At 60.0% G+C, this 17,408-nt stretch carries 19 protein-coding genes; 6 read left to right on the forward strand and 13 right to left on the reverse strand.

Features of this window, described 5'->3' with window-relative positions; genetic code table 11:
* Positions 1-18 precede the first annotated feature (18 nt).
* The 6 genes from F8A88_RS01080 to F8A88_RS01105 are packed head-to-tail and all read right to left on the reverse strand — an operon-like array spanning position 19 to position 5,019.
* Entirely contained in the window at positions 19-732 is a 714-nt protein-coding gene (locus tag F8A88_RS01080; RefSeq protein ID WP_151149089.1) for a hypothetical protein, read from the reverse strand.
* 3 nt (positions 733-735) lie between these two features.
* Positions 736-1,995, reverse strand: a complete 1,260-nt coding sequence (locus F8A88_RS01085) for a sulfite exporter TauE/SafE family protein (RefSeq protein WP_151149090.1) — start codon at positions 1,993-1,995, stop codon at positions 736-738.
* A 49-nt stretch (positions 1,996-2,044) separates the two neighbouring features.
* Positions 2,045-2,461, reverse strand: a complete 417-nt coding sequence (locus F8A88_RS01090; protein WP_151149091.1) for a response regulator — start codon at positions 2,459-2,461, stop codon at positions 2,045-2,047.
* Positions 2,462-2,472: 11 nt separating this feature from the next.
* Positions 2,473-2,847, reverse strand: a complete 375-nt coding sequence (locus tag F8A88_RS01095; protein WP_151149092.1) for a response regulator — start codon at positions 2,845-2,847, stop codon at positions 2,473-2,475.
* Positions 2,848-2,885: 38 nt separating this feature from the next.
* Positions 2,886-4,607, reverse strand: coding sequence for a sensor histidine kinase (locus F8A88_RS01100; RefSeq protein ID WP_151149093.1), 1,722 nt, complete (start codon positions 4,605-4,607; stop codon positions 2,886-2,888).
* Positions 4,600-5,019 carry a DNA-binding transcriptional response regulator gene (locus F8A88_RS01105; RefSeq protein WP_151149094.1) on the reverse strand — a complete coding sequence of 140 codons (420 nt, stop codon included), beginning with the start codon at positions 5,017-5,019 and terminating at the stop codon, positions 4,600-4,602. The genes F8A88_RS01100 and F8A88_RS01105 overlap by 8 nt, the downstream gene beginning before the upstream one ends.
* Positions 5,020-5,278: 259 nt before the next feature.
* Here F8A88_RS01105 and F8A88_RS01110 point away from each other — a divergent pair, with 259 nt between their 5' ends.
* Positions 5,279-6,082 carry a hypothetical protein gene (locus F8A88_RS01110; RefSeq protein ID WP_151149095.1) on the forward strand — a complete coding sequence of 268 codons (804 nt, stop codon included), beginning with the start codon at positions 5,279-5,281 and terminating at the stop codon, positions 6,080-6,082.
* A gap of 6 nt (positions 6,083-6,088) precedes the next feature.
* On the opposite strand, the gene F8A88_RS01115 is transcribed toward F8A88_RS01110, so the two are convergent.
* On the reverse strand, positions 6,089-7,525 hold the full coding sequence (locus tag F8A88_RS01115) for a sigma-54-dependent transcriptional regulator (protein ID WP_151149096.1): 1,437 nt from the start codon (positions 7,523-7,525) through the stop codon (positions 6,089-6,091).
* Positions 7,510-9,066 carry a sensor histidine kinase gene (locus F8A88_RS01120; protein WP_241667300.1) on the reverse strand — a complete coding sequence of 519 codons (1,557 nt, stop codon included), beginning with the start codon at positions 9,064-9,066 and terminating at the stop codon, positions 7,510-7,512. The genes F8A88_RS01115 and F8A88_RS01120 overlap by 16 nt, the downstream gene beginning before the upstream one ends.
* Before the next feature lie 48 nt (positions 9,067-9,114).
* Between F8A88_RS01120 and F8A88_RS01125 the strand changes: the two genes are divergently transcribed.
* Positions 9,115-9,810: a hypothetical protein gene (locus F8A88_RS01125; protein ID WP_151149097.1), complete on the forward strand. Its 696-nt coding sequence runs from the start codon at positions 9,115-9,117 to the stop codon at positions 9,808-9,810.
* Positions 9,811-9,887: 77 nt separating this feature from the next.
* Here the strand turns inward: F8A88_RS01125 and F8A88_RS01130 are convergent, their stop codons facing one another.
* From F8A88_RS01130 to potA, 4 genes are read right to left on the reverse strand one after another with little or no spacing between them, the layout of a single operon-like run.
* Positions 9,888-10,928 (reverse strand): extracellular solute-binding protein, encoded by a 1,041-nt coding sequence (locus F8A88_RS01130; protein WP_151149098.1) that lies wholly within the window; start codon positions 10,926-10,928, stop codon positions 9,888-9,890.
* The gene (gene potC / locus F8A88_RS01135) at positions 10,925-11,692 is read right to left on the reverse strand and encodes a spermidine/putrescine ABC transporter permease PotC (RefSeq protein ID WP_151149099.1); all 768 of its coding nucleotides are present in this window, start codon (positions 11,690-11,692) and stop codon (positions 10,925-10,927) included. Before potC ends, F8A88_RS01130 begins: the two co-directional genes overlap by 4 nt.
* A complete protein-coding gene (locus F8A88_RS01140; protein ID WP_151149100.1) occupies positions 11,689-12,549 on the reverse strand; it encodes an ABC transporter permease in 861 nt (286 codons plus the stop codon). The genes potC and F8A88_RS01140 overlap by 4 nt, the downstream gene beginning before the upstream one ends.
* Entirely contained in the window at positions 12,536-13,642 is a 1,107-nt protein-coding gene (gene potA, locus F8A88_RS01145) for a spermidine/putrescine ABC transporter ATP-binding protein PotA (protein WP_151149101.1), read from the reverse strand. The genes F8A88_RS01140 and potA overlap by 14 nt, the downstream gene beginning before the upstream one ends.
* Before the next feature lie 315 nt (positions 13,643-13,957).
* On the opposite strand from potA, the gene F8A88_RS01150 reads away from it, so the two are divergent.
* Positions 13,958-14,224, forward strand: coding sequence for a hypothetical protein (locus F8A88_RS01150; RefSeq protein ID WP_151149102.1), 267 nt, complete (start codon positions 13,958-13,960; stop codon positions 14,222-14,224).
* Positions 14,225-14,304: 80 nt separating this feature from the next.
* On the opposite strand, the gene F8A88_RS01155 is transcribed toward F8A88_RS01150, so the two are convergent.
* Positions 14,305-14,790 (reverse strand): hypothetical protein, encoded by a 486-nt coding sequence (locus tag F8A88_RS01155; RefSeq protein ID WP_151149103.1) that lies wholly within the window; start codon positions 14,788-14,790, stop codon positions 14,305-14,307.
* Positions 14,791-15,154: 364 nt separating this feature from the next.
* Here F8A88_RS01155 and F8A88_RS01160 point away from each other — a divergent pair, with 364 nt between their 5' ends.
* The 3 genes from F8A88_RS01160 (at position 15,155) to pyrE (ending at position 17,403) form a co-directional block, all read left to right on the forward strand.
* Complete coding sequence (locus F8A88_RS01160) at positions 15,155-15,475, forward strand: FmdB family zinc ribbon protein (RefSeq protein WP_151149104.1); 321 nt, start codon at positions 15,155-15,157, stop codon at positions 15,473-15,475.
* A gap of 66 nt (positions 15,476-15,541) precedes the next feature.
* Positions 15,542-16,843: an adenylosuccinate lyase gene (gene purB / locus F8A88_RS01165; protein ID WP_151149105.1), complete on the forward strand. Its 1,302-nt coding sequence runs from the start codon at positions 15,542-15,544 to the stop codon at positions 16,841-16,843.
* Positions 16,843-17,403: an orotate phosphoribosyltransferase gene (pyrE, locus tag F8A88_RS01170; RefSeq protein WP_151150213.1), complete on the forward strand. Its 561-nt coding sequence runs from the start codon at positions 16,843-16,845 to the stop codon at positions 17,401-17,403. Before purB ends, pyrE begins: the two co-directional genes overlap by 1 nt.
* Positions 17,404-17,408: the final 5 nt, after the last annotated feature.

The following is a 17,408-nucleotide window of genomic DNA, read 5'->3' on the forward strand; positions in this document are numbered from 1 at the left end:
TTGCGTCCGTTTTTTAGGTTACATTTCCTTCTTCTTGCCCGCGGTCATCTGAAGGCCCAGACCTTCGAACATGAAGAAGATCGAGTATCCGAACCATAATGTATAGACCACGTAGAAGATGAGCGCAAAGGTAATCTTCTGCCACTCATCCCCGGCATTGCGGCCTTCGATGCCGAAGTAGTTGTAACCCACCTCGACCCCGCGCTTGATGACCTTCTTGTCAATGAATGTGGCGGGCTTGAACTTCTTCTGCTTGTCCAGATGCAGCTTGACGTCCTTGAGCAGCGTCCACCACACGAACATGCTTTCGCGCGGCTTGATGCCGTATTGCGCTTCAATGGTCTTGCCGTCGTTCTTGAACATGATGTCCGCATCGTTGATTGCTGCCGTCATGAGCGCGCCGAGGTCGCCCTGCACGCGCAGGCCGCCGTCCGTGTCGCTTACGCTCATGCCCGCGGGCTTGAGCAGCATGGCCGCCAGCGGCCGCAGCACCTTGGAACCGTTTTCGAAGATGGTTACGTCAAAGGACTGGCCGTCGAACTGTTTTGCCTCTTCCCGAATGCCCGGGATGTAGTAGGTCGAGCCTTTTGATATGGAGTTGAACATGTCGTCCGAGGCATGGAAGGCGTTGGTCCCGCCGAAGCTCGGAGTGAACATGTACGCCAGCACGGCCAGGAACCCGGCCATGAGCGTCAAGCCCCAGACAAAGTGCTTCTTGTCGTGAATAAGCATTGTCTAGCCCTCCCTGAGCTGGTTGATCTTGGTCAGGAACGTGCCGATGACCCAAACGCCGAACACCCCCACACAGATGAAGAACGTCCAGTTGCCGATCTGGCTGCACAGGGCCGAGGTGGCCGGGTCCACGGAAACCAGCTTCATGTCCGACAGTTTGCCGGGCAGGGAGAACAGACGGTTCAGGAAACCGGCCAGGATGGCGATGGCGTAGAAGCCGCGGATGTAGATGCCCGGCACCAGCTTGGTGGTCAGCGCGCCTACCTGGATGCCCAGCAGGGAGCCCAGCAGCATGCCCATGGCCAGCGTGTAGAAGATGAATCCGTAAATGGCGTACTGGGAAATGCTGGCGTATCCGGCCGTGAAGATGATCTGCAGGATGTCCGTGCCCACGGTGGTGAAGGAGCTGACGCCCAGGATGTACACAAACATGGGGAAGGTCAGGAATCCCCCGCCAACGCCCATGATGGCGGCCATGAAGCCGACCACCCCGCCGCACAGGGCCACGAACCACGCGGAAATCTTCTTGCCGCCGGGCACGAGGTCCTCGTCGAAAGCGATCATGGGCGGAATCTTGGCCTTTTGCAGGGTTGCGGGCAGACCGCCGCCACCGCCGCTGCCGCCACCGTGGGCGTCACCGCCGCCGGCTTTGCGCAGGCGCAAAAAGTCGATCATGGCGTAGGTGCCCAGAAAGCCGAGCAGGATGACGTAGATGAAACTGATGAAGGTGTCGGAAAGCACCGGGTTCAGTTCATAGATGAAGCGGTTGATGACCCCGCCCCCGGTCACGCCCACGCCCGAGCCCACCAGAAAGGCCACGGCAAGTCCCACGGAAACGTTGCCCAGCTTCTTGTGCACGGCTGTGCCCATGATGGCCTTGGCGAAGATGTGGAACAGGTCGGTTCCTACCGCAAGGATGCCCTTGATGCCTGCGCTCATGAGTGCCGGGGTGATGATGAACCCGCCGCCCGCGCCGATGCAGCCCGTGATCAGGCCGGCGCACAGGCCGATGAGTATGGAGGCAAGGAATATTTCCGGCGTATAGAATGCCGGGCTGTATGCCTTTTTCCCGCCCAGGATATCGGGCAGGTTCAGGTCGGCGGCCATGCCCGTGGCCACCAGTATGGCGGGGAGTGCAAGGATGATGAGCAGAAGCATCTTTTTTCTGCTGGCCAGAATGCTTCGCGATACTTCCAGATCCCACTGCGCGTGGGCTCTGGCCGCGTGAAGCATGGTCTCGTAAAGTCTTCGTGCGATGTTCATGTTTTGGTCCTCGTTTCTTGTGCTCGGTTGGCGAAAGGTTTCTGCCCGTTCAGCGGACGTTGTTCGGCTGATCCTCCCGAACCTGTTTTTCCCGAAGCATTTTCCGTTTGTGCGCGTCTTCAATCTTGAAGACGAGCTCGTTGATTTCGGCCGGTTTCATAAGATAATGAAACGCGCCTAGCTGCATGCCCTCCACAGCCACGTTCATGCTGGCGTGGCCCGTGAGCATGATCACCTCCGTCAGCGGATGTTTTTGCCTGATGGCCTTGAGCGTTTCGATTCCGTCCATGCCCGGCATTTTCACGTCCAGCACCACCACATCCGCGGAAAATTGTTCGAGCCGGTCCAGGGCTTCGGCACCGGAACTGGCCGTTGCCACGTTCATGCCGCGCCGGGAGAGGCGCTTTTCCATGGTGCGCAAAAAATCCTGTTCGTCGTCCACCATGAGCAGATTGACCGGTTGCATGGCGTCTCCTCCTATTGCTGTGCGGTCGCGGCCTTGATCTTGGCCAGCAACTGCTCGAAATCGCAGGGCTTGAGCAGGTAATCGAAGGCTCCCTGCTGCATGCCTTCCCGTGCGGCTTCTTCGGAGCCGTGGCCGGTGAGCATTATTACCGGCATGTCCGGCACCATCTTCTTGAATATCTGCAGGACCTCGATGCCGCTCATGTCTTCCATTTTCAGGTCCAGCAGTGCCACATGAAAGTCTTCGTCGCGCAGTTTGCGGATGGCCTCGGCCCCGCCTGCGGCCGTGCGCACGAGCATGCCCCGACGGGCAAGGCGTTTGCTCATGACCTCGGTGAACCCTGTTTCGTCGTCCACCAGCAGCACTCTGGTCGGTTCGTCACTCATGGTGTTCCCCCCTGTATTTTTGCCCTGTACGCACGGGGTTATTCCTTTTTCCTGCGTTCCTCGGCCTGTGCCGAGGCAGCGGACGGTATGCGCACCGTGAAGGCCGTACCCATGTCAACGGCGCTGTTCACGGATATTTCGCCTTTCATCTTGTTGATGATGCCGTAGATGATGGACAGGCCCAGACCGGTCCCCTTGCCCACGGGCTTGGTGGTGAAGAAGGGGTCGAAGAGCCGTTGGATGTTGGCCCTGGGAATGCCGCATCCGGTGTCGGCAACGGTCATGAGCACGTCGTCGCGGTCCCTGCGGGTGGTTATGGTCAGGGTGCCGCCTTCCTTTTCCATGGCGTCCACCGCGTTGTTGACCAGATTGAGCAGTACCTGCTGCATTTCCGAGGGGCTGGCCGCGATGGTGGGCAGGTCGTCGGCCAGTTCGGTCTCCACCTGCACGTTGGCAAAGCGGGCACGCTGGGAACTCAGGCCCACGATTTCCTCGACCATGTCGTTGAGCTGCATTTCCACCACGGTGGGGTCGATCATGCGCGCAAACGAGAGCAGCTTGTGCGTGATTTCCCGGCAGCGGGAACCCTGTGTGCGGATCTGGGTCAGGGCGCGCCGGGTTTCGTCCGTGTTGCCCTCCTTGTCCAGACCTTCGTCCAGAAGGTCATGTATCCATCCGGCCTCTTCCACCATGATGGCCACCGGGTTGTTGATTTCGTGCGCAATGCCTGCGGCCAGTTCGCCCAGCGAGGCCAGTCGTCCGGCCTCGATGACCTGCTCGTTCATCATTTCCTTTTCCTTGTCCGAGGCCTTGATGCGCTTGATCATGCGCCGTGAGAGCAGCACGGCCATGAAGGTGATGGCGATGGTGCCCACAAGGAGCACGAACAGGGCTATATTGCGTGTCTGTACCAGTTCTGAAAACGCGTCGGCCGTGTCCTGCTGGTACACGAGCAGCCAGTCGCCCTGTTTGAGCGGGGTGGTCAGGTAGATGGTTTCGCGGCCTGTTGCCGGGTTTTCGGCAACACGGGAGATCACCATGCCGTCCTGCAGCGGACGGCCCTGTTCATCCTTGGTCTTGTCCAGAAAATGTTTGAGGAACGGGATCTCCGCATTGAGATCCAGGCGCGGGGTTGTCTGGAAGTCGCCGTTGCGGTTCATGATGAAGGCCAGCCCGGTCTGGCCGATGCGGATGTTTTCCACCAGCCGGTTGAAGGCCACGAAATCGATGGTGGTGCGCAGGATCCATTGCCTGCCTTCGGAAAAGAACTGAACCGCAATGATGAAGTGGGGCACGCCTCGAAGCCCGAGGAATACGTCGGAAATATAGACCTTGCGTTTCATGACCTCGCGGAACCATTCCGCGTCCGCGTAATTGGCCTCGCCCAGCCGGAACGGACCGGAATAGGCCACCTGCATGCCCTGTTCATTGATCAGGCCGAGGTCCACGAAATCACCGCCGTGCCGTTCCATGAGCGTGCGGTGCAGCCGCTCCAGCCTGTCCTCTTCCCTGAAGCAGGAGACCCCCATGTTGTCGGCCAGCACCCGTATCTCGGCGACCTTCTCGAGCAGGTAGGTGTCGATGTTCTGCTCGTGCTTGCGGACGATCTCTCCGAGATGCGCCAGCACTTTGGCCTTGTATGCGGCCGAGTACTGGTATCCGCCGATCAATGTGATCAGCGCCATGGGCATCAGCGATACCAGTATGACCGTGGCGACCATGCTGCGGTGCAGGGACGTGTAGTAGTGGCGGTCAGGCATCGGGGGCCTCCTGCGTTCCGGTGTCGTTCATCAGGTGGGGAAATCGGCGTTCGAGCACGTTCATGACTGTTGTGATCAGCTCGACGGGGTTGCCGCTTTTTTCCACCATTCCCTGAACCCGCCCCAGAGCGGGGTTTCCGTTCATGTCTTCCAGAAATGCGTGCAATACAACGGGAATGTCCGGGTGCTGGGTCGTTACCCGCTCCAGAAGCCCCACGGACCCGGTGTTGATGGTGTTGAACGCCAGCACCACAAGGTCCGGGGGGCAGGGGCCAGCCAGTGCGGCCATGACTTCGTCGCTGTTCTTGGCGCCGCGCACCAGCATGTTCTGCCGTGCCAGTTCGCGGCATATGAAGCCGCGCATGTGGGGATTGCGCTCTGCGACGAGTATGGTGATTTGCGGTCCTTTCATGCTTTTTCCCGGTATTTGTTTCGGGTAAGGCAAAGACCGTGCCACGTTTTGCGTTTGGGCGGATATCTTCAGTACGCTGTTTTTATTGAGTTTGATTGCCGGGTGTGGGGCGGCCAAGCCCGAGGAAACTGCTGCCCGCGTCAGTATTTTTTGCGGGGTGTAAAGAAACCCGTCGCTTGTGCGGCTAACGGGTTTGCATGGGTGTGTCGCGGGGTGTATGGTTGGTATGAGGTGTGGAGTATCCAACCCGGAGGCGATCATGCAGCGAACCATGGGGCGGCAGACCAGAACACGGCGGGTCATGAAGGCAAAGAACTGGGAAATGGGCCGGTGGTGGATCGTTGCGTGCGCGGCCATGGTGTTTTCGGTTTTCTGGGGGGCGGCGGCATGTGCTGAGACGCTGGTGGAAAATCGTCAGCTGGGTTTTCGCATGGTTCTGCCGGACGGTTGGGTGCGGTTGGACCGGGGTGAAGTCTCCGCCCTGAACAACGCCATGGCTTCCGTGCTTTCCGGTACGGTCAGCGGTTCGGACCTTGAGGCGCTGGATGGTTTCCGCATGGGTGGAGAGCAGTTCGAATATCCCTTCATCATGGTGGGTGCCGGGCAGACCGGCCGGATACCTGCGAAGCGGAGCCGGCATTTCAACCAATGGGCGTATGAGCGGGTCGGGTCGTTGCTGGATTCCCGGGTGTTTCATGCCTCGGGCAGTTCGGAAGACCTGCGCGGCATGGATTTCGACAGGCAACGCTTCATGGTGACCGTGACCGCCGAACCGGGCGGCATGGTCATGCGCACATGGTATGTATACACCGGGAACGGATACCTTGTGCTGCGCGGTTTTTTCGACCAGCAGTCCATGCGCCAGCTGCCTGCTGCGGACAGCGCCGTGGCCGGGATCACCCTTGCCGCATGGAACACCTATGTCTCTGCGGACGAGGTCAGCACCCCGGAAAACAGGCGCAACAGTTCCATCTGGCTGGTCTACCTGATGGTTCTGCTCATTCTGGTGGGCATCGGCCTTACGGCCTTTGAGTCCGGCGACGGAGAGGACCACCCCCTGTAGCGGACGTCACTCCACCTTGGTGCTGGTCTTGATGTCGTATTTTTCGATGCGTGCGGCAAGGGTGGGGCGGGACATGCCCAACAGCTTGGCCGCGCGCGTGCGGTTTCCGTCCGTGATGGCCAGCGCTTCACTGATGATCAGTTTGCCCGCCTTGTTCATGAGCATCTCAAAGGCGTTTTTGCCCGCGTTTTCCGCCAGCGCCTTGCGTACGCGCAGACGGAAGCCCTGTTCCTGCCCGTCCTGATCGCCATTGCCCTGCCCCGGTGCCGTATCCGGTTCCGCATCCACGGTACGGGCCAGTTGCTCGCTGTCCAGAGCCACGCCCCGGTTGAATATGAGCGCCTTTTGCATGGTGTTGGAAAGTTCGCGCACGTTGCCGGGCCACGGGTAGGACCTCAGGAACTCGCGCGCGTCCGGAGCCAGTCCGGGGTTGGGCAGGTCCATTTCCACGCTCAGCCTGTTCAGGAAGTATTCTGCCAGCGGCACCACGTCGTCCATGCGCTCGCGCAGCGGCGGCAGGGTGATGGTCACCACCTTGAGCCGGTAGTAGAGGTCCTCGCGGAACGATCCCTTGGCCACGGCCTCTTCAAGGTCCCGGTTGGTGGCCGCGATGATGCGCACATCCAGCGGTATGGGGTCGCGCCCGCCAAGGCGCTCGATTTTCTTTTCCTGCAGCAGACGAAGTATTTTTGCCTGAATGTTCAGGGGCATGTCTCCGATTTCGTCCAGCAGCACAGTGCCGCCGTCCGCCTGTTCGATCTTGCCCACGCGCCGGGAATTGGCCCCGGTGAACGCGCCCCGTTCATAGCCGAACAGCTCGGATTCCAGCAGGGTGTCCGGGATGGCCACGCAGTTGATGACCGTAAAGGGTTTGTCCGCGCGCAGACTGTGCTGGTACACGGCCCGGGCCACCAGTTCCTTGCCCGTGCCGGATTCGCCCCGGATGAGCACCAGCGCGTCCGTGGGCGCGGCCTTGCCGATGGCCTTGTAGATTTCGTTCATGGCCCGGCTGTTGCCCACCAGCGCGCCCGCCGGGGCTGCCTCGGGTTCCGGTCCCATCTCCACGTGCTCGCGGGCCAGCCGTCCTGCTTCCAGTGCCTGTTCGATCAGGTTCAGCACCTCGGCCGGTTCAAAGGGCTTGAGGATGTAGTCGAACGCGCCCATCTTGGTGGCTTCGATGGCGGTTTCCGTGGTGCTGTACGCGGTCATGATGATCACGGGCAGACGCTGGTCGATCTTGCGGATGTGGGCGAAGGCCTCCAGCCCGCTCATGCCGGGCATGCGCACGTCCATGACCAGCAGGTCGGGCAGGGATTCCCGCACCGCGGCAATGCCGGATTCGCCGGAATTGGCCGTGCGGATGTCGTGGCCCTCCTGTTCCAGCATCTTCACGAAGCTTTTGCGCAGCTGGGCATCGTCGTCCACGATCAGGATCTGTGCCATTGGGAGGTCTCCTTGTGGGGCAGGGCCAGCAGGAACGTGGTGCCCTTGCGCCCCGAGGACTTGAGGTGAATCCAGCCCCCGTGTTCGGTCATGATGCGGTTGGCGATGGACAGGCCCAGTCCGGTTCCTTCCTCTTTGGTGGAAAAGAAGGGCCTGAAGATTTCATCGCGCACCGACGGCGGTATGCCCGGTCCGTTATCCGAAACCGTGATCACGGCCATATGCTCCCGGCCGCCCACGTTGCCCATGGTTTCCTCGATGGTGATCAGCCCGCCGTCCTGCATGGCGTCGCAGGCGTTGACGATGAGGTTGACCAGCACTTCCTTGAGCTGTTCCGGGTCCGCGTCCACTTCGGGCAGCGGGCTGTCTGCGTCGCGCCGTATTTCCACGCCGCAGGAATCCAGCCGATGCCGCAGCAGTTGCAGGGTCATGTCCACCACTTCGGAAGGCGAGACGCGCTGCATCCTGAGTTTGGGTGGTCGTGAAAATTCGAGGAAGTTGCGGATGATGGTGTCCAGATGACGGATTTCCTCGGAGATGACCTCGAAATCCTCCTGTTGCACGGGAGAAAGATTCAGGCTGCGTTCCAGCGAGAACAGGCGCATCTTCACGGATGTGAGCGGGTTGCGGATGGAGTGGGCCACGCCTGCGGCCAGCTTGCCCACCAACGCCATCTTTTCTGCCTGCGCCACCTGTTGCCGGGTTTCCTGCAGCATGGTGTGGGCTTCGTCCACATCGTCGATGAGCGTGGACAGCCGCTGTTGCAGTTCCCCCATTTCGCCGCTGAGGTTCGGGGCCGCACCTTCGCCGTGGGCAAGGCGTCGCAGCGGGTCGAGAATGCGTCGGAACAGGATGTAGCCCAGCCACAGGGCCAGGGCGATGGTCAGGGGCATGGCCGTGAGCGAAAGAATGGTCAGGATGCGGGCCTCGCGGCGGTAGCGTTCGCTTTCCCGGGCCATGCTCTGTTCATGCAGCCTCTTGTATTGTTCGCACAGGGCATAGATGTCGTTGAAGCGGTCGCGGACCTTCCAGTGTCGTTGGGCGCCCTTGGCACGGTCGCCTTGCTGATAGAGCTCGATGACCGTGCTCCGTTCGTGGGTGAAGCGCAGGTATGCGGATTCGATTTGGTTGAGGACCTCGCGGCCTTGATCAAGGTATTCGGATTCGCGGGCCTTGTGCAGCCAGCCTTCGAACGCCTCGTGGTGTTTTTCCAGATCGGCCAGCCATTCGGGGTCGCCGTTCAGAAAGAAGTAGGTCACGAATCCCTTCTGGGCCACCAGTTCCTTTTGCAGGCCCTGTGCAGCCACCAGCCCGGTGATGTCCCGCTCCTGCATTTGCCGGAACAGGGACTGGGTCCTGTAGACGTAGCGCAGGGTCAGGCCCGCGCCCACGGTCGTGGTCACGATCAGGCAGATCAGCAGCAGCCCGAGTTTGCTGCGCAGGCTTGGCCGTTCATAGTTTCCGAACACGTTCACCCCCTGGAGTGTCTGCTCCATTTTGCCGGAAAGATAGATGAAATCATGCATAAAAAAAAGGGGCATGAATATGCAGGGGTTGCCCGGCAGGCCGGGTGAGGGGTATTGTGAACCATGTTTGCAAAACGGACCAACAGTTTTTCGGGTGCTTCGCGGGCGCTGCTTTCATTGATGCTTCCGCTCGTCGTTGGCGCGGTTCTGTGTGCCTTTCCTGCCCGGGCCGACACGTCGTTTTCCCATGATCGGCCTTCGTACACGCTGACGCTGCCCGGAAAATGGCAGGAGATGCCCCCGGTTCTGGTGGGGGACGTGGGCGCGCTCGCCGGAACCCTGGACGGTCAGGAGTGCGTTGCCGTGTATGGGCAGCCTCAGGTGGAAAAGTCCATGGTGGTCATGGTTTTCGCCTCGCGCCGCACGGCAAGGTCACGGGCGGCCATGCAGGCCCGTTGCGACGACGTACGCAGGGAACATGAGCGCTTTCTGCTGGAGCATGCGCCTCCCGGTGCCAAGCGGCATACCTCTTCACGCTACGATGAGGCCCGCAGCCTGTATTCCCTGCGCACGCAGATGGGACCTGCCGAGGTGAACCGCTATCTTTTTTTCACGGCTCAGGGCGAGCTGCACGTGGTCGCCTTCGGACCGGACAGCCCGCTCATGAGCCGGGTGCGTCAGGCTGTACGGGGCATGTCGGTAGGCCGGGGCGAATCGGGATTTTCCATCCCGGATCTGCCTTTTGATTTGCCGGGCGGCGTGTGGCCATGGCTGCTGATCGTCGGTATCGCCGTGTTTTTCTGGGTGGGCAGGCGCTAGGCGCGTCATCGTGCAGGAATTTGAGCGCTGTCCGCACTGAAAAAGCCCTCCGGCTTCATGCCGGAGGGCTTTGGTTTTTACTGGTTCGCCTTGAGCTTGTTCCAGTACTGTTCGTACACGGTGACGGCCTCGCCGATGTCATTCTGGAATTCGGATTTCTCCATGACCGAGAGCGGCGGGAATATGGCCGGGTCGTTGCGGGTGGCCTCGTCCAGCAGGGCCATGGCCGCCTTGTTGGGGGTGGCGTAGCCCCATTCGCGGACCATGGTGGCGGCCACGTCCGGGCGCAGCAGAAAGTCGATGAAGGCGTGCGCTTCGTCAACGTTTTTGGCTCCGGCAGGGATGCACAGGCAGTCCATCCACAGAATGGCTCCTTCGGCGGGCCACACAAAACGCAGGGAGTCCATCTCTTCCATGGCCACGTGGGCTTCGCCGTTCCAGATCATGCCCGCATACACCTCTTCGTTCAGGAACGGCACCTTGGGACTGTCCGAATTGAAGGTGCGCACCGAAGGCATGAGCTTCACGAGGTCCTCATACGCCTCGCGGATGTGCTCCGGGTCGGTGTCGTTGAGGGAATAGCCCAGTTTTTTGAGGGCCATGCCGAAGACCTCGCGCAGGTCGTCCTGCAGCAGCAAGGTCCCCTTGAACCGCGAATCCCAGAGATCGGCCCATTTTTCGGGCGCGGGGCCGACCTGTTCCGGGTTGACCAGGATTCCGGTGCCGCCCCATGTGTAGGGCACGGAATACCGGTTGGCCGGGTCAAAGCTGTGGTTTAATTGACGGTCGTCCAGGTTTTTGAAATTATTCAACTTTGATTTGTCAATGGGCATGAGCATGCCTTCCTTGCCCATCTTGCTCACAAAATAGCTGGACGGGAAGATCACGTCAAAGCCCGTGGAGTCCAGCACCTTGAGTTTGGCGTACATGGCCTCGTTGCTCTCATAGGTGGTGTAGACCACCTTGATGCCGGTTTCCTCGGTAAAGCGTTCGATGACGCCTTCGGGGATGTATTCCGTCCAGTTGTACACGTACACGGTGCGGGACTCGGCCCGGACCAGCCCCGCCGTTGCCAGCGACAGCAGCAGGGCGATTGCCAAAATGACGATTTTTTTCATTTCGGTTTCCTCATAAGGAGTTGGGATGCAAAAACAAGACAGACCGTGACGCCGATCATGATGGCGCTCAGCGCGTTGACATCCGGCTTCACGCCCATCTTTACCATGGAATATATCTGCAAGGGCAGGATTTCATAGTCCGGCCCGGTCAGGAAAAAGCTGATGATCACGTCGTCCATGGACAAGGTGAACGAGAGCAGCCAGCCCGCCACCACCGCGGGCATGGTCATGGGCAGAATCACGTTGCGGAAGGTCTGGTACTCGCTGGCTCCGAGGTCTTCGGCCGCCTCGATCACGTGCGGGTCGAATCCCTTGAGCCTTGAATGGACCGTGGCCACCACAAAGGGGATGCAGAACGTGACGTGCCCCGCCAGCAGAGGCAGGAAGCCCGGCCGGATTCCCGCGAGCACGAAAAGGAGCAGCAGGGAAATGCCCAGCACGATGTCCGGGCTCATCATGATCACGAACAGCCAGGATTGCATGAATTTTCGCCCCCGGAAACGGTAGCGGAACAGGACCACGGCCAGCAGCACCCCGAGGATCGTGGCGATGCTCGCGGCCAGAACCGCGATGGTCAGGGAGTTCAGGGCCGCGTCCATGAGCTGGGTGTTGGAGGCGAGCCGTGCGTACCATTTCCAGGTGAATCCTTTCCACGCGGTGGAGAACTTCGAATCGTTGAAGCTGAAGGCCACCAGCGCGGCCATGGGCGCGTAGAGAAATATGTATACCGGCAGGAGCCGAAGGACGTCGCGTGCGCGGATCATGGCCGGGCCCCCCGTTTTTTGCCTGCCCTGCCCCGGCTTATGCCCTGCATGTACATGAGCGCGAGCATGAGCAGGGTCAGCACCACCCCGGCCGCTGCTCCGGCGGGCCAGTCCCGGGCCACCAGAAACTGGTTCTTGATGAAGTTGCCCACCAGCAGGTGCTTGCCGCCGCCGAGCATGTCCGGAACAAAGAACATGCCCAGAGCCGGGAGAAAGACCATCATGCACCCGGCCACGATTCCCGGCATGGTCAGAGGCAGGGTGACGTGGAAAAAGGTGCGCCACGAACCCGCGCCGAGATCGCGCGCGGCCTCGACGAGTTTGCCGTCCATTTTTTCAATGGCCGTGTACAGGGGCAGGATCATGAACGGCAGCAGCGTGTAGGTGAGGCCTATGAACACCGCGGCCTCGGTGTACATGAAGGAAACCGGGCGGGGAGTGACGCCCAGCCAGACAAGCAGGGCCGAAATCACGCCCTTGGTCTTGAGCATGAACACCAGCGCGTAGGTGCGCACGAGCGAGTTGGTCCAGAACGGGATCATGACCAGCATGAGCAGCACCCGCTTGCAGCGGTTGCCCATGCGCGCCAGCGCGTAGGCAAAGGGATATGCCGCCAGCAGGCAGATCAGGGTCGTGCCCACGGCGAGATACAGGGAGTTGCCCAGTATTTTCAAAAAAATGGGATCGATAATTGTCCGGTAACCTTCCAGCGAGAAGCGAACCTCGATCAGCTCGGCCTCGTGGCGCGCCAGAAAGCTGGTTCCCAGCATGAGCAGGCCCGGCAGCAGGCCGAAGACCGCCAGCCAGACCATGCCTCCGCCTATGGACAGGAAACGGAAACGGTCATGCGTGTTCATGGGGCAACACCACCTCCCAGCCGGCGAACCAGCTGACCACGACCCGGTCGCCCGGCTTGTGGCAGATGCGGTCTTCGTCTTCATTGAAGAATTCCGTGACCAGAATTTCCTTGCCGCAGTCCAGGGCCACGGCCATGTCCCACGTGCTGCCCTTGTATATGGTTTCGTTCACCGTGCCGGGCAGGTTGGGCTGGCTTTCGGGGGCGGCCTCGTGTTCGGGGAACACGACCATGTCCTCGGGCCGCAGCACCACGCGGATGGCCTGCCCGGAATCGAATTTTCGTTTTGTGCGCAGCAGGCAGGGGCGGCCTTCCACCTCGGCGTACAGCGTGCCGTCGTCCCATTGCCCGGCGAGGCCGTCCAGTATGCAGGTTTCGCCCACGAACCGGGCCACCTTCAGGTTGACGGGTTCCTCGTATATTTCCTCGGGCGTGCCCACCTGCTCGATGCGTCCGTTGTCCAGCACGACCACGCGGTCGGACATGGCAAACGCCTCCTGCTGATCGTGGGTGACAAAGACAAAGGTCATGCCCAGCTGGCGGCACATGTGCTTGAGCTGGACCTGCATGCGTTTTCTGAGCTTGGCGTCCAGTGCGGAGAGCGGTTCGTCCAGCAGCAGGGCCTTGGGCCGGTTGATCACGGCACGGGCAATGGCCACGCGCTGCTGCTGGCCGCCGGAAAGGCGCGACGGCATGCGCTCGGCCATGGCGGAAAGGTCCACCATGTCCAGTGCCTCACGAACGCGGCTGTCCGTTTCGGAGGACGACATTCCCGCCATGCGCGGTCCAAAGGCGAGGTTGTCGTATACCGACATGTGCGGAAACAGCGCGTAGCTTTGGAAGACCGTGTTCACGCGGCGCTTGTTGGGCGGCACTTCGTTCACGGCCCTGCCGTCGATGCTGACGGTTCCGGACGTGGGCGTTTCGAACCCGGCGATGAGACGCAGCAGGGTTGTCTTGCCGCAGCCGCTCGGGCCGAGAAGCGTTATGAATTCACCGTTACGGATGTCGAGATGTATGTTCTCGAGCACTGTGGCATTGTCGAACCTCATGCCGAGGTTTTCCAACCGGATGATCGGATCGTTTCCAGTCATGCGGCCCCCCTTGGTGTAATGGTGGTGCGCCCTGCGCCGGGGAGGGAGGGCGTGTCCGATTAAAAATCGGAAGCCGGTGATATAGTTTTTCCGGGAAAATGAAAACAGTTTTTTCGCAACTGTTTTGCGGCGGTTTCCGACGGGGTGTTTTCGTCGTTGTCCCGCGCGCTGTGCACCATACCTGCGCGCCGTGTGCATGGCTGGTACGCTTTTGCGGCCACCCCCAAGATGGTCGTTGAAAAAGTCTTTTGAAATCGATATGTTCTTTTCCGGCACGCACATTGCTTTGTTGCGGCAGTACAGAAAGGAAGAACCATGAAACGATTGCTTTTCACATGCCTTTGCGCGACGGGCCTGTTGGTCCTTTCCGCGCTGTGCGCCGCTGCGCTGGAAGGAAAACCGCCGCACCTGCCGGATGCCGGGGAGGAGCGCCTGCCCGCTGCCGATGCGGACAACGGCAAGGACCGGCCCATGCTCATCATCCGCGGCAAGGGCGGCAAGATTCTCGATGTTCGCGGTCAGGGGTTGTCCCCGGACAATTCCAGCAGGCAGGACAAAGCCAAGCCGTACCCGGACCGCTAGCCTTTTTCCCGACCGCATAAAAAAGAACGTCCCCGCCCAAAGACGGAGACGTTCTTTCGATACGGCGTATGGTGCTGAAGCTACTGCACTGCGGACGGGGTCTGTCCGCTGCTGACCAGCTTTTCGCGGTACTGTTTGACCTCGTCCAGCTTGTTCCATTCCTCCCACATCTCTTCCCAGTCGGAGAAGAACATGACTTCTTCGTCAAGGTAGGGTTCGTGCATCTTCATCCACATGTTGAACACGTACATTTCAATCTTGAACTGCGGGGAATCGAAAACCTTGGGCATGATCGTGGGGTCGTATTTTGCGCCGTCCATATGGGAGGCCACGTGCGCACAGACGATTTCATGGGATTTCTTGTAGTCGATATCACCGACCATGGTTTCGGCCAGGGATTTCAGGGTGGGATATTCCTTTTCCACGCGCTGCAGCACGTCGTCGGGAATTTCCACGGACATGTTTTCTTCTTCACCTTTAATGTAATAGAAGCGTATCCATTGTTCGAACTGGAAGATTCGGACGGTATCCCTGACTGCGGCTTTCAGGCTGACGCTTTTGATCATTGTTGTGGCTCCTCCTGGAAAATTGCGTTGAAGGGGGAATATGGTCATGAAACCGGGTTGCGTCAAGTCCCGGCAGGGGGCGGTCCGGGGCTGGACAAAGCGCTGGACAATGAGGTAAGCAAACCGGCTCACGATAATACTGGCCCGAGACCGGGCCTTCATACCAAGGAGATAATCATGGCTCACAAGAAGCACGAGCGTAAAAAGGAATTGGATCGTCGTCGTCAGCGTCGCGCAAAGCGCATCAAGAACCGCATCAAGGAAGCAAAGGCCGCCGCTGCAAAGTAGCGACCTCCGAGCGGGCGCCTGCCTTCCGGGAGCTGCGGCTTTCGGGGGCTGAGTCGCGTCCGGAAAGGAGTGAACAGTGCCCATTTACGAATACAAGTGTGAGAAATGCGGTCACGTTTTCGAGGAGTGGCAGTCCGGCTTTGAAGAGCGCGAGCTGCCCTGTCCGAAATGCGAGGCCGGGTCAAAGCGGCTGATTTCCAATACTTCGTTCGTACTCAAGGGAACCGGATGGTACGTCACCGACTATGCCGGTAAGAATCCGTCCAACGGTTCCTCGGATGAAGCAGGCGGCGCGGAAAGCAACGCATCCGATGCGGGCAGTGCCGACGCATCCGCACAAACGGCTTCCTCAGACACGGATACTTCCTCGGCCACGGCCGCGGACTCCGCATCCTAGGAAGTGGAAGAAGGCAGCGCGTGCTGCCTTTTTTTTGGTTGGAACAGACAATACGGGAGCAGGCAGATGATCGAACGCTATTCCAGGCCGGAAATGGCGGCGTTGTGGACCTTGGAAAACAAGTTTCGTGTATGGCTTGAAGTGGAAATGGCCGTATGTGAAGCCTGGTGCGAGATGGGCAGGATTTCCGAAGAGGCCATGGCCGAGATTCGTGAAAAAGCGGATTTCGATGTGGACAGGATTCTGGAAATCGAAAAGACCACCAAGCACGATGTCATAGCCTTTCTTACCGCCGTGGAGGAAAAGGTCGGACCGCGCTCCCGCTACATTCACCTCGGCTGCACCTCTTCGGACATCGTGGACACGGCCAACGGCGTGCTGCTGACCCGCGCGGGCAACCTTGTTGCCCAGGCTTTGGACAAGCTGCTGGACGCCCTGTACGACCTGGCGCATGAGCACAAGGGCCTTTTGTGCATGGGCCGCACCCACGGCATTCATGCCGAACCCACCACCTACGGGCTCAAGTTTGCGGGATTCTATGCCGAATTCCTGCGTCATCGCGAACGCTTCGAGGCAGCTCGCGAGGCCGTGCGCGTGGGCAAGATTTCCGGGGCCGTGGGCACCTATGCGCACCTCAGTCCCGAACTGGAGGAAAACGCCTGCACCCGGTTGGGGCTCAAGCCGGACGTGCACTCCACGCAGATCGTGCAGCGGGACCGCTACGCGCAGTTCTTTACCACGCTGGCCCTGATGGCCGGTGGTATCGAGCGGCTGGGTGTTGAGCTTCGCCATCTGCAGCGCACCGAGGTGCTTGAGGTGGAAGAAGGTTTTTCCAAGGGCCAGAAAGGCTCGTCGGCCATGCCGCACAAAAAGAATCCCATCTCCGCGGAAAACCTGTGCGGACTTTCCCGTCTGGTGCGTTCCAACGCGGTCGCTTCCATGGAAAACCAGGCCCTGTGGCATGAACGGGACATCAGTCATTCCTCGGTTGAGCGAGTCATCATGCCGGACAGCACCATGCTCATGGATTACATTCTGCAACGCATGGCGGGCGTGCTCAGCCGTCTGGTGGTCAAGAAGGACAACATTGACCGCAACATGGCCGCATCATTCGGACTTTTCTATTCGCAGCGGGTGCTGGGCAAGCTCATCGATTCCGGCCTGCGTCGTCAGACCGCCTATGAAATGGTTCAGAGAGTGGCCATGCACTGCTGGGAAAGCAAGGTTCATTTCGAGGGGCAAATACGCAAGGATGCTGAAATCAATACGCATCTTTCGTCTAAGGACCTTGACGATGCTTTTGACCCGAATTATTACAAACAGTATGAAGACGCGATTTTCGAGCGCGTTTTCGTTGCAGGTGCATGATGAACGACATGAAAAAACGTCTGGCCCGGCTGCTCATGGACCTTTCCTACAGGGAAGGTGAGGTGACACTGACCTCCGGCCGCAAGAGCGACTACTATTTCGACTGCAAGCAGACCGCCCTGCATCCCGAGGGCAGCTGGCTGGTAGGAATGTGTTTTCTCGACCTGCTGGGCAAGTACGATATCCAGGGCGTGGGCGGCATGACCCTGGGCGCGGATCCGCTGGTTTCGTCGGTGACCGTTTTGTCCCACGTGGAAAAACGGCCGCTGCCCGGCTTCATCATTCGCAAGAAGTCCAAGGGGCATGGCACCAACCAGTATCTGGAGGGCCTGCAGAATTTCAAGCCGGGCATGAAGGTCGCCCTGCTTGAGGACGTCGTTACCACCGGGGGGACGCTGGTGACGGCCGCGGAACGGGTGCGTGATGCCGGGCTGGAGATAGCCGCGGTCATCAGCGTGCTGGACCGCGAAGAGGGCGGCCGGGAGAATCTCGCCAAGGCCGGCCTGCAACTGGATTCCATATTCACGCGCGGCGAATTGCTCGAGGCTGCTTCCCGATAGCCTCG

It is taken from the genome of Pseudodesulfovibrio senegalensis, from assembly GCF_008830225.1.
GTDB classification, from domain to species: domain Bacteria; phylum Desulfobacterota; class Desulfovibrionia; order Desulfovibrionales; family Desulfovibrionaceae; genus Pseudodesulfovibrio; species Pseudodesulfovibrio senegalensis.

Bases quoted from the DNA above. Each gene is read 5' to 3' on its own strand.
- F8A88_RS01125 (WP_151149097.1), top strand. From the start codon at position 9,115: ATGTTTGCAAAACGGACCAACAGTTTTTCGGGTGCTTCGCGGGCGCTG.
- potA (WP_151149101.1), bottom strand. From the start codon at position 13,642: ATGACTGGAAACGATCCGATCATCCGGTTGGAAAACCTCGGCATGAGG.
- F8A88_RS01110 (WP_151149095.1), top strand. From the start codon at position 5,279: ATGCAGCGAACCATGGGGCGGCAGACCAGAACACGGCGGGTCATGAAG.
- F8A88_RS01085 (WP_151149090.1), bottom strand. From the start codon at position 1,995: ATGAACATCGCACGAAGACTTTACGAGACCATGCTTCACGCGGCCAGA.
- purB (WP_151149105.1), top strand. From the start codon at position 15,542: ATGATCGAACGCTATTCCAGGCCGGAAATGGCGGCGTTGTGGACCTTG.
- F8A88_RS01140 (WP_151149100.1), bottom strand. From the start codon at position 12,549: ATGAACACGCATGACCGTTTCCGTTTCCTGTCCATAGGCGGAGGCATG.
- potC (WP_151149099.1), bottom strand. From the start codon at position 11,692: ATGATCCGCGCACGCGACGTCCTTCGGCTCCTGCCGGTATACATATTT.
- F8A88_RS01100 (WP_151149093.1), bottom strand. From the start codon at position 4,607: ATGCCTGACCGCCACTACTACACGTCCCTGCACCGCAGCATGGTCGCC.
- F8A88_RS01080 (WP_151149089.1), bottom strand. From the start codon at position 732: ATGCTTATTCACGACAAGAAGCACTTTGTCTGGGGCTTGACGCTCATG.
- F8A88_RS01155 (WP_151149103.1), bottom strand. From the start codon at position 14,790: ATGATCAAAAGCGTCAGCCTGAAAGCCGCAGTCAGGGATACCGTCCGA.
- F8A88_RS01115 (WP_151149096.1), bottom strand. From the start codon at position 7,525: ATGGCACAGATCCTGATCGTGGACGACGATGCCCAGCTGCGCAAAAGC.
- F8A88_RS01090 (WP_151149091.1), bottom strand. From the start codon at position 2,461: ATGCAACCGGTCAATCTGCTCATGGTGGACGACGAACAGGATTTTTTG.
- pyrE (WP_151150213.1), top strand. From the start codon at position 16,843: ATGAACGACATGAAAAAACGTCTGGCCCGGCTGCTCATGGACCTTTCC.
- F8A88_RS01130 (WP_151149098.1), bottom strand. From the start codon at position 10,928: ATGAAAAAAATCGTCATTTTGGCAATCGCCCTGCTGCTGTCGCTGGCA.
- F8A88_RS01120 (WP_241667300.1), bottom strand. From the start codon at position 9,066: ATGCCCCTTTTTTTTATGCATGATTTCATCTATCTTTCCGGCAAAATG.
- F8A88_RS01105 (WP_151149094.1), bottom strand. From the start codon at position 5,019: ATGAAAGGACCGCAAATCACCATACTCGTCGCAGAGCGCAATCCCCAC.
- F8A88_RS01095 (WP_151149092.1), bottom strand. From the start codon at position 2,847: ATGAGTGACGAACCGACCAGAGTGCTGCTGGTGGACGACGAAACAGGG.
- F8A88_RS01150 (WP_151149102.1), top strand. From the start codon at position 13,958: ATGAAACGATTGCTTTTCACATGCCTTTGCGCGACGGGCCTGTTGGTC.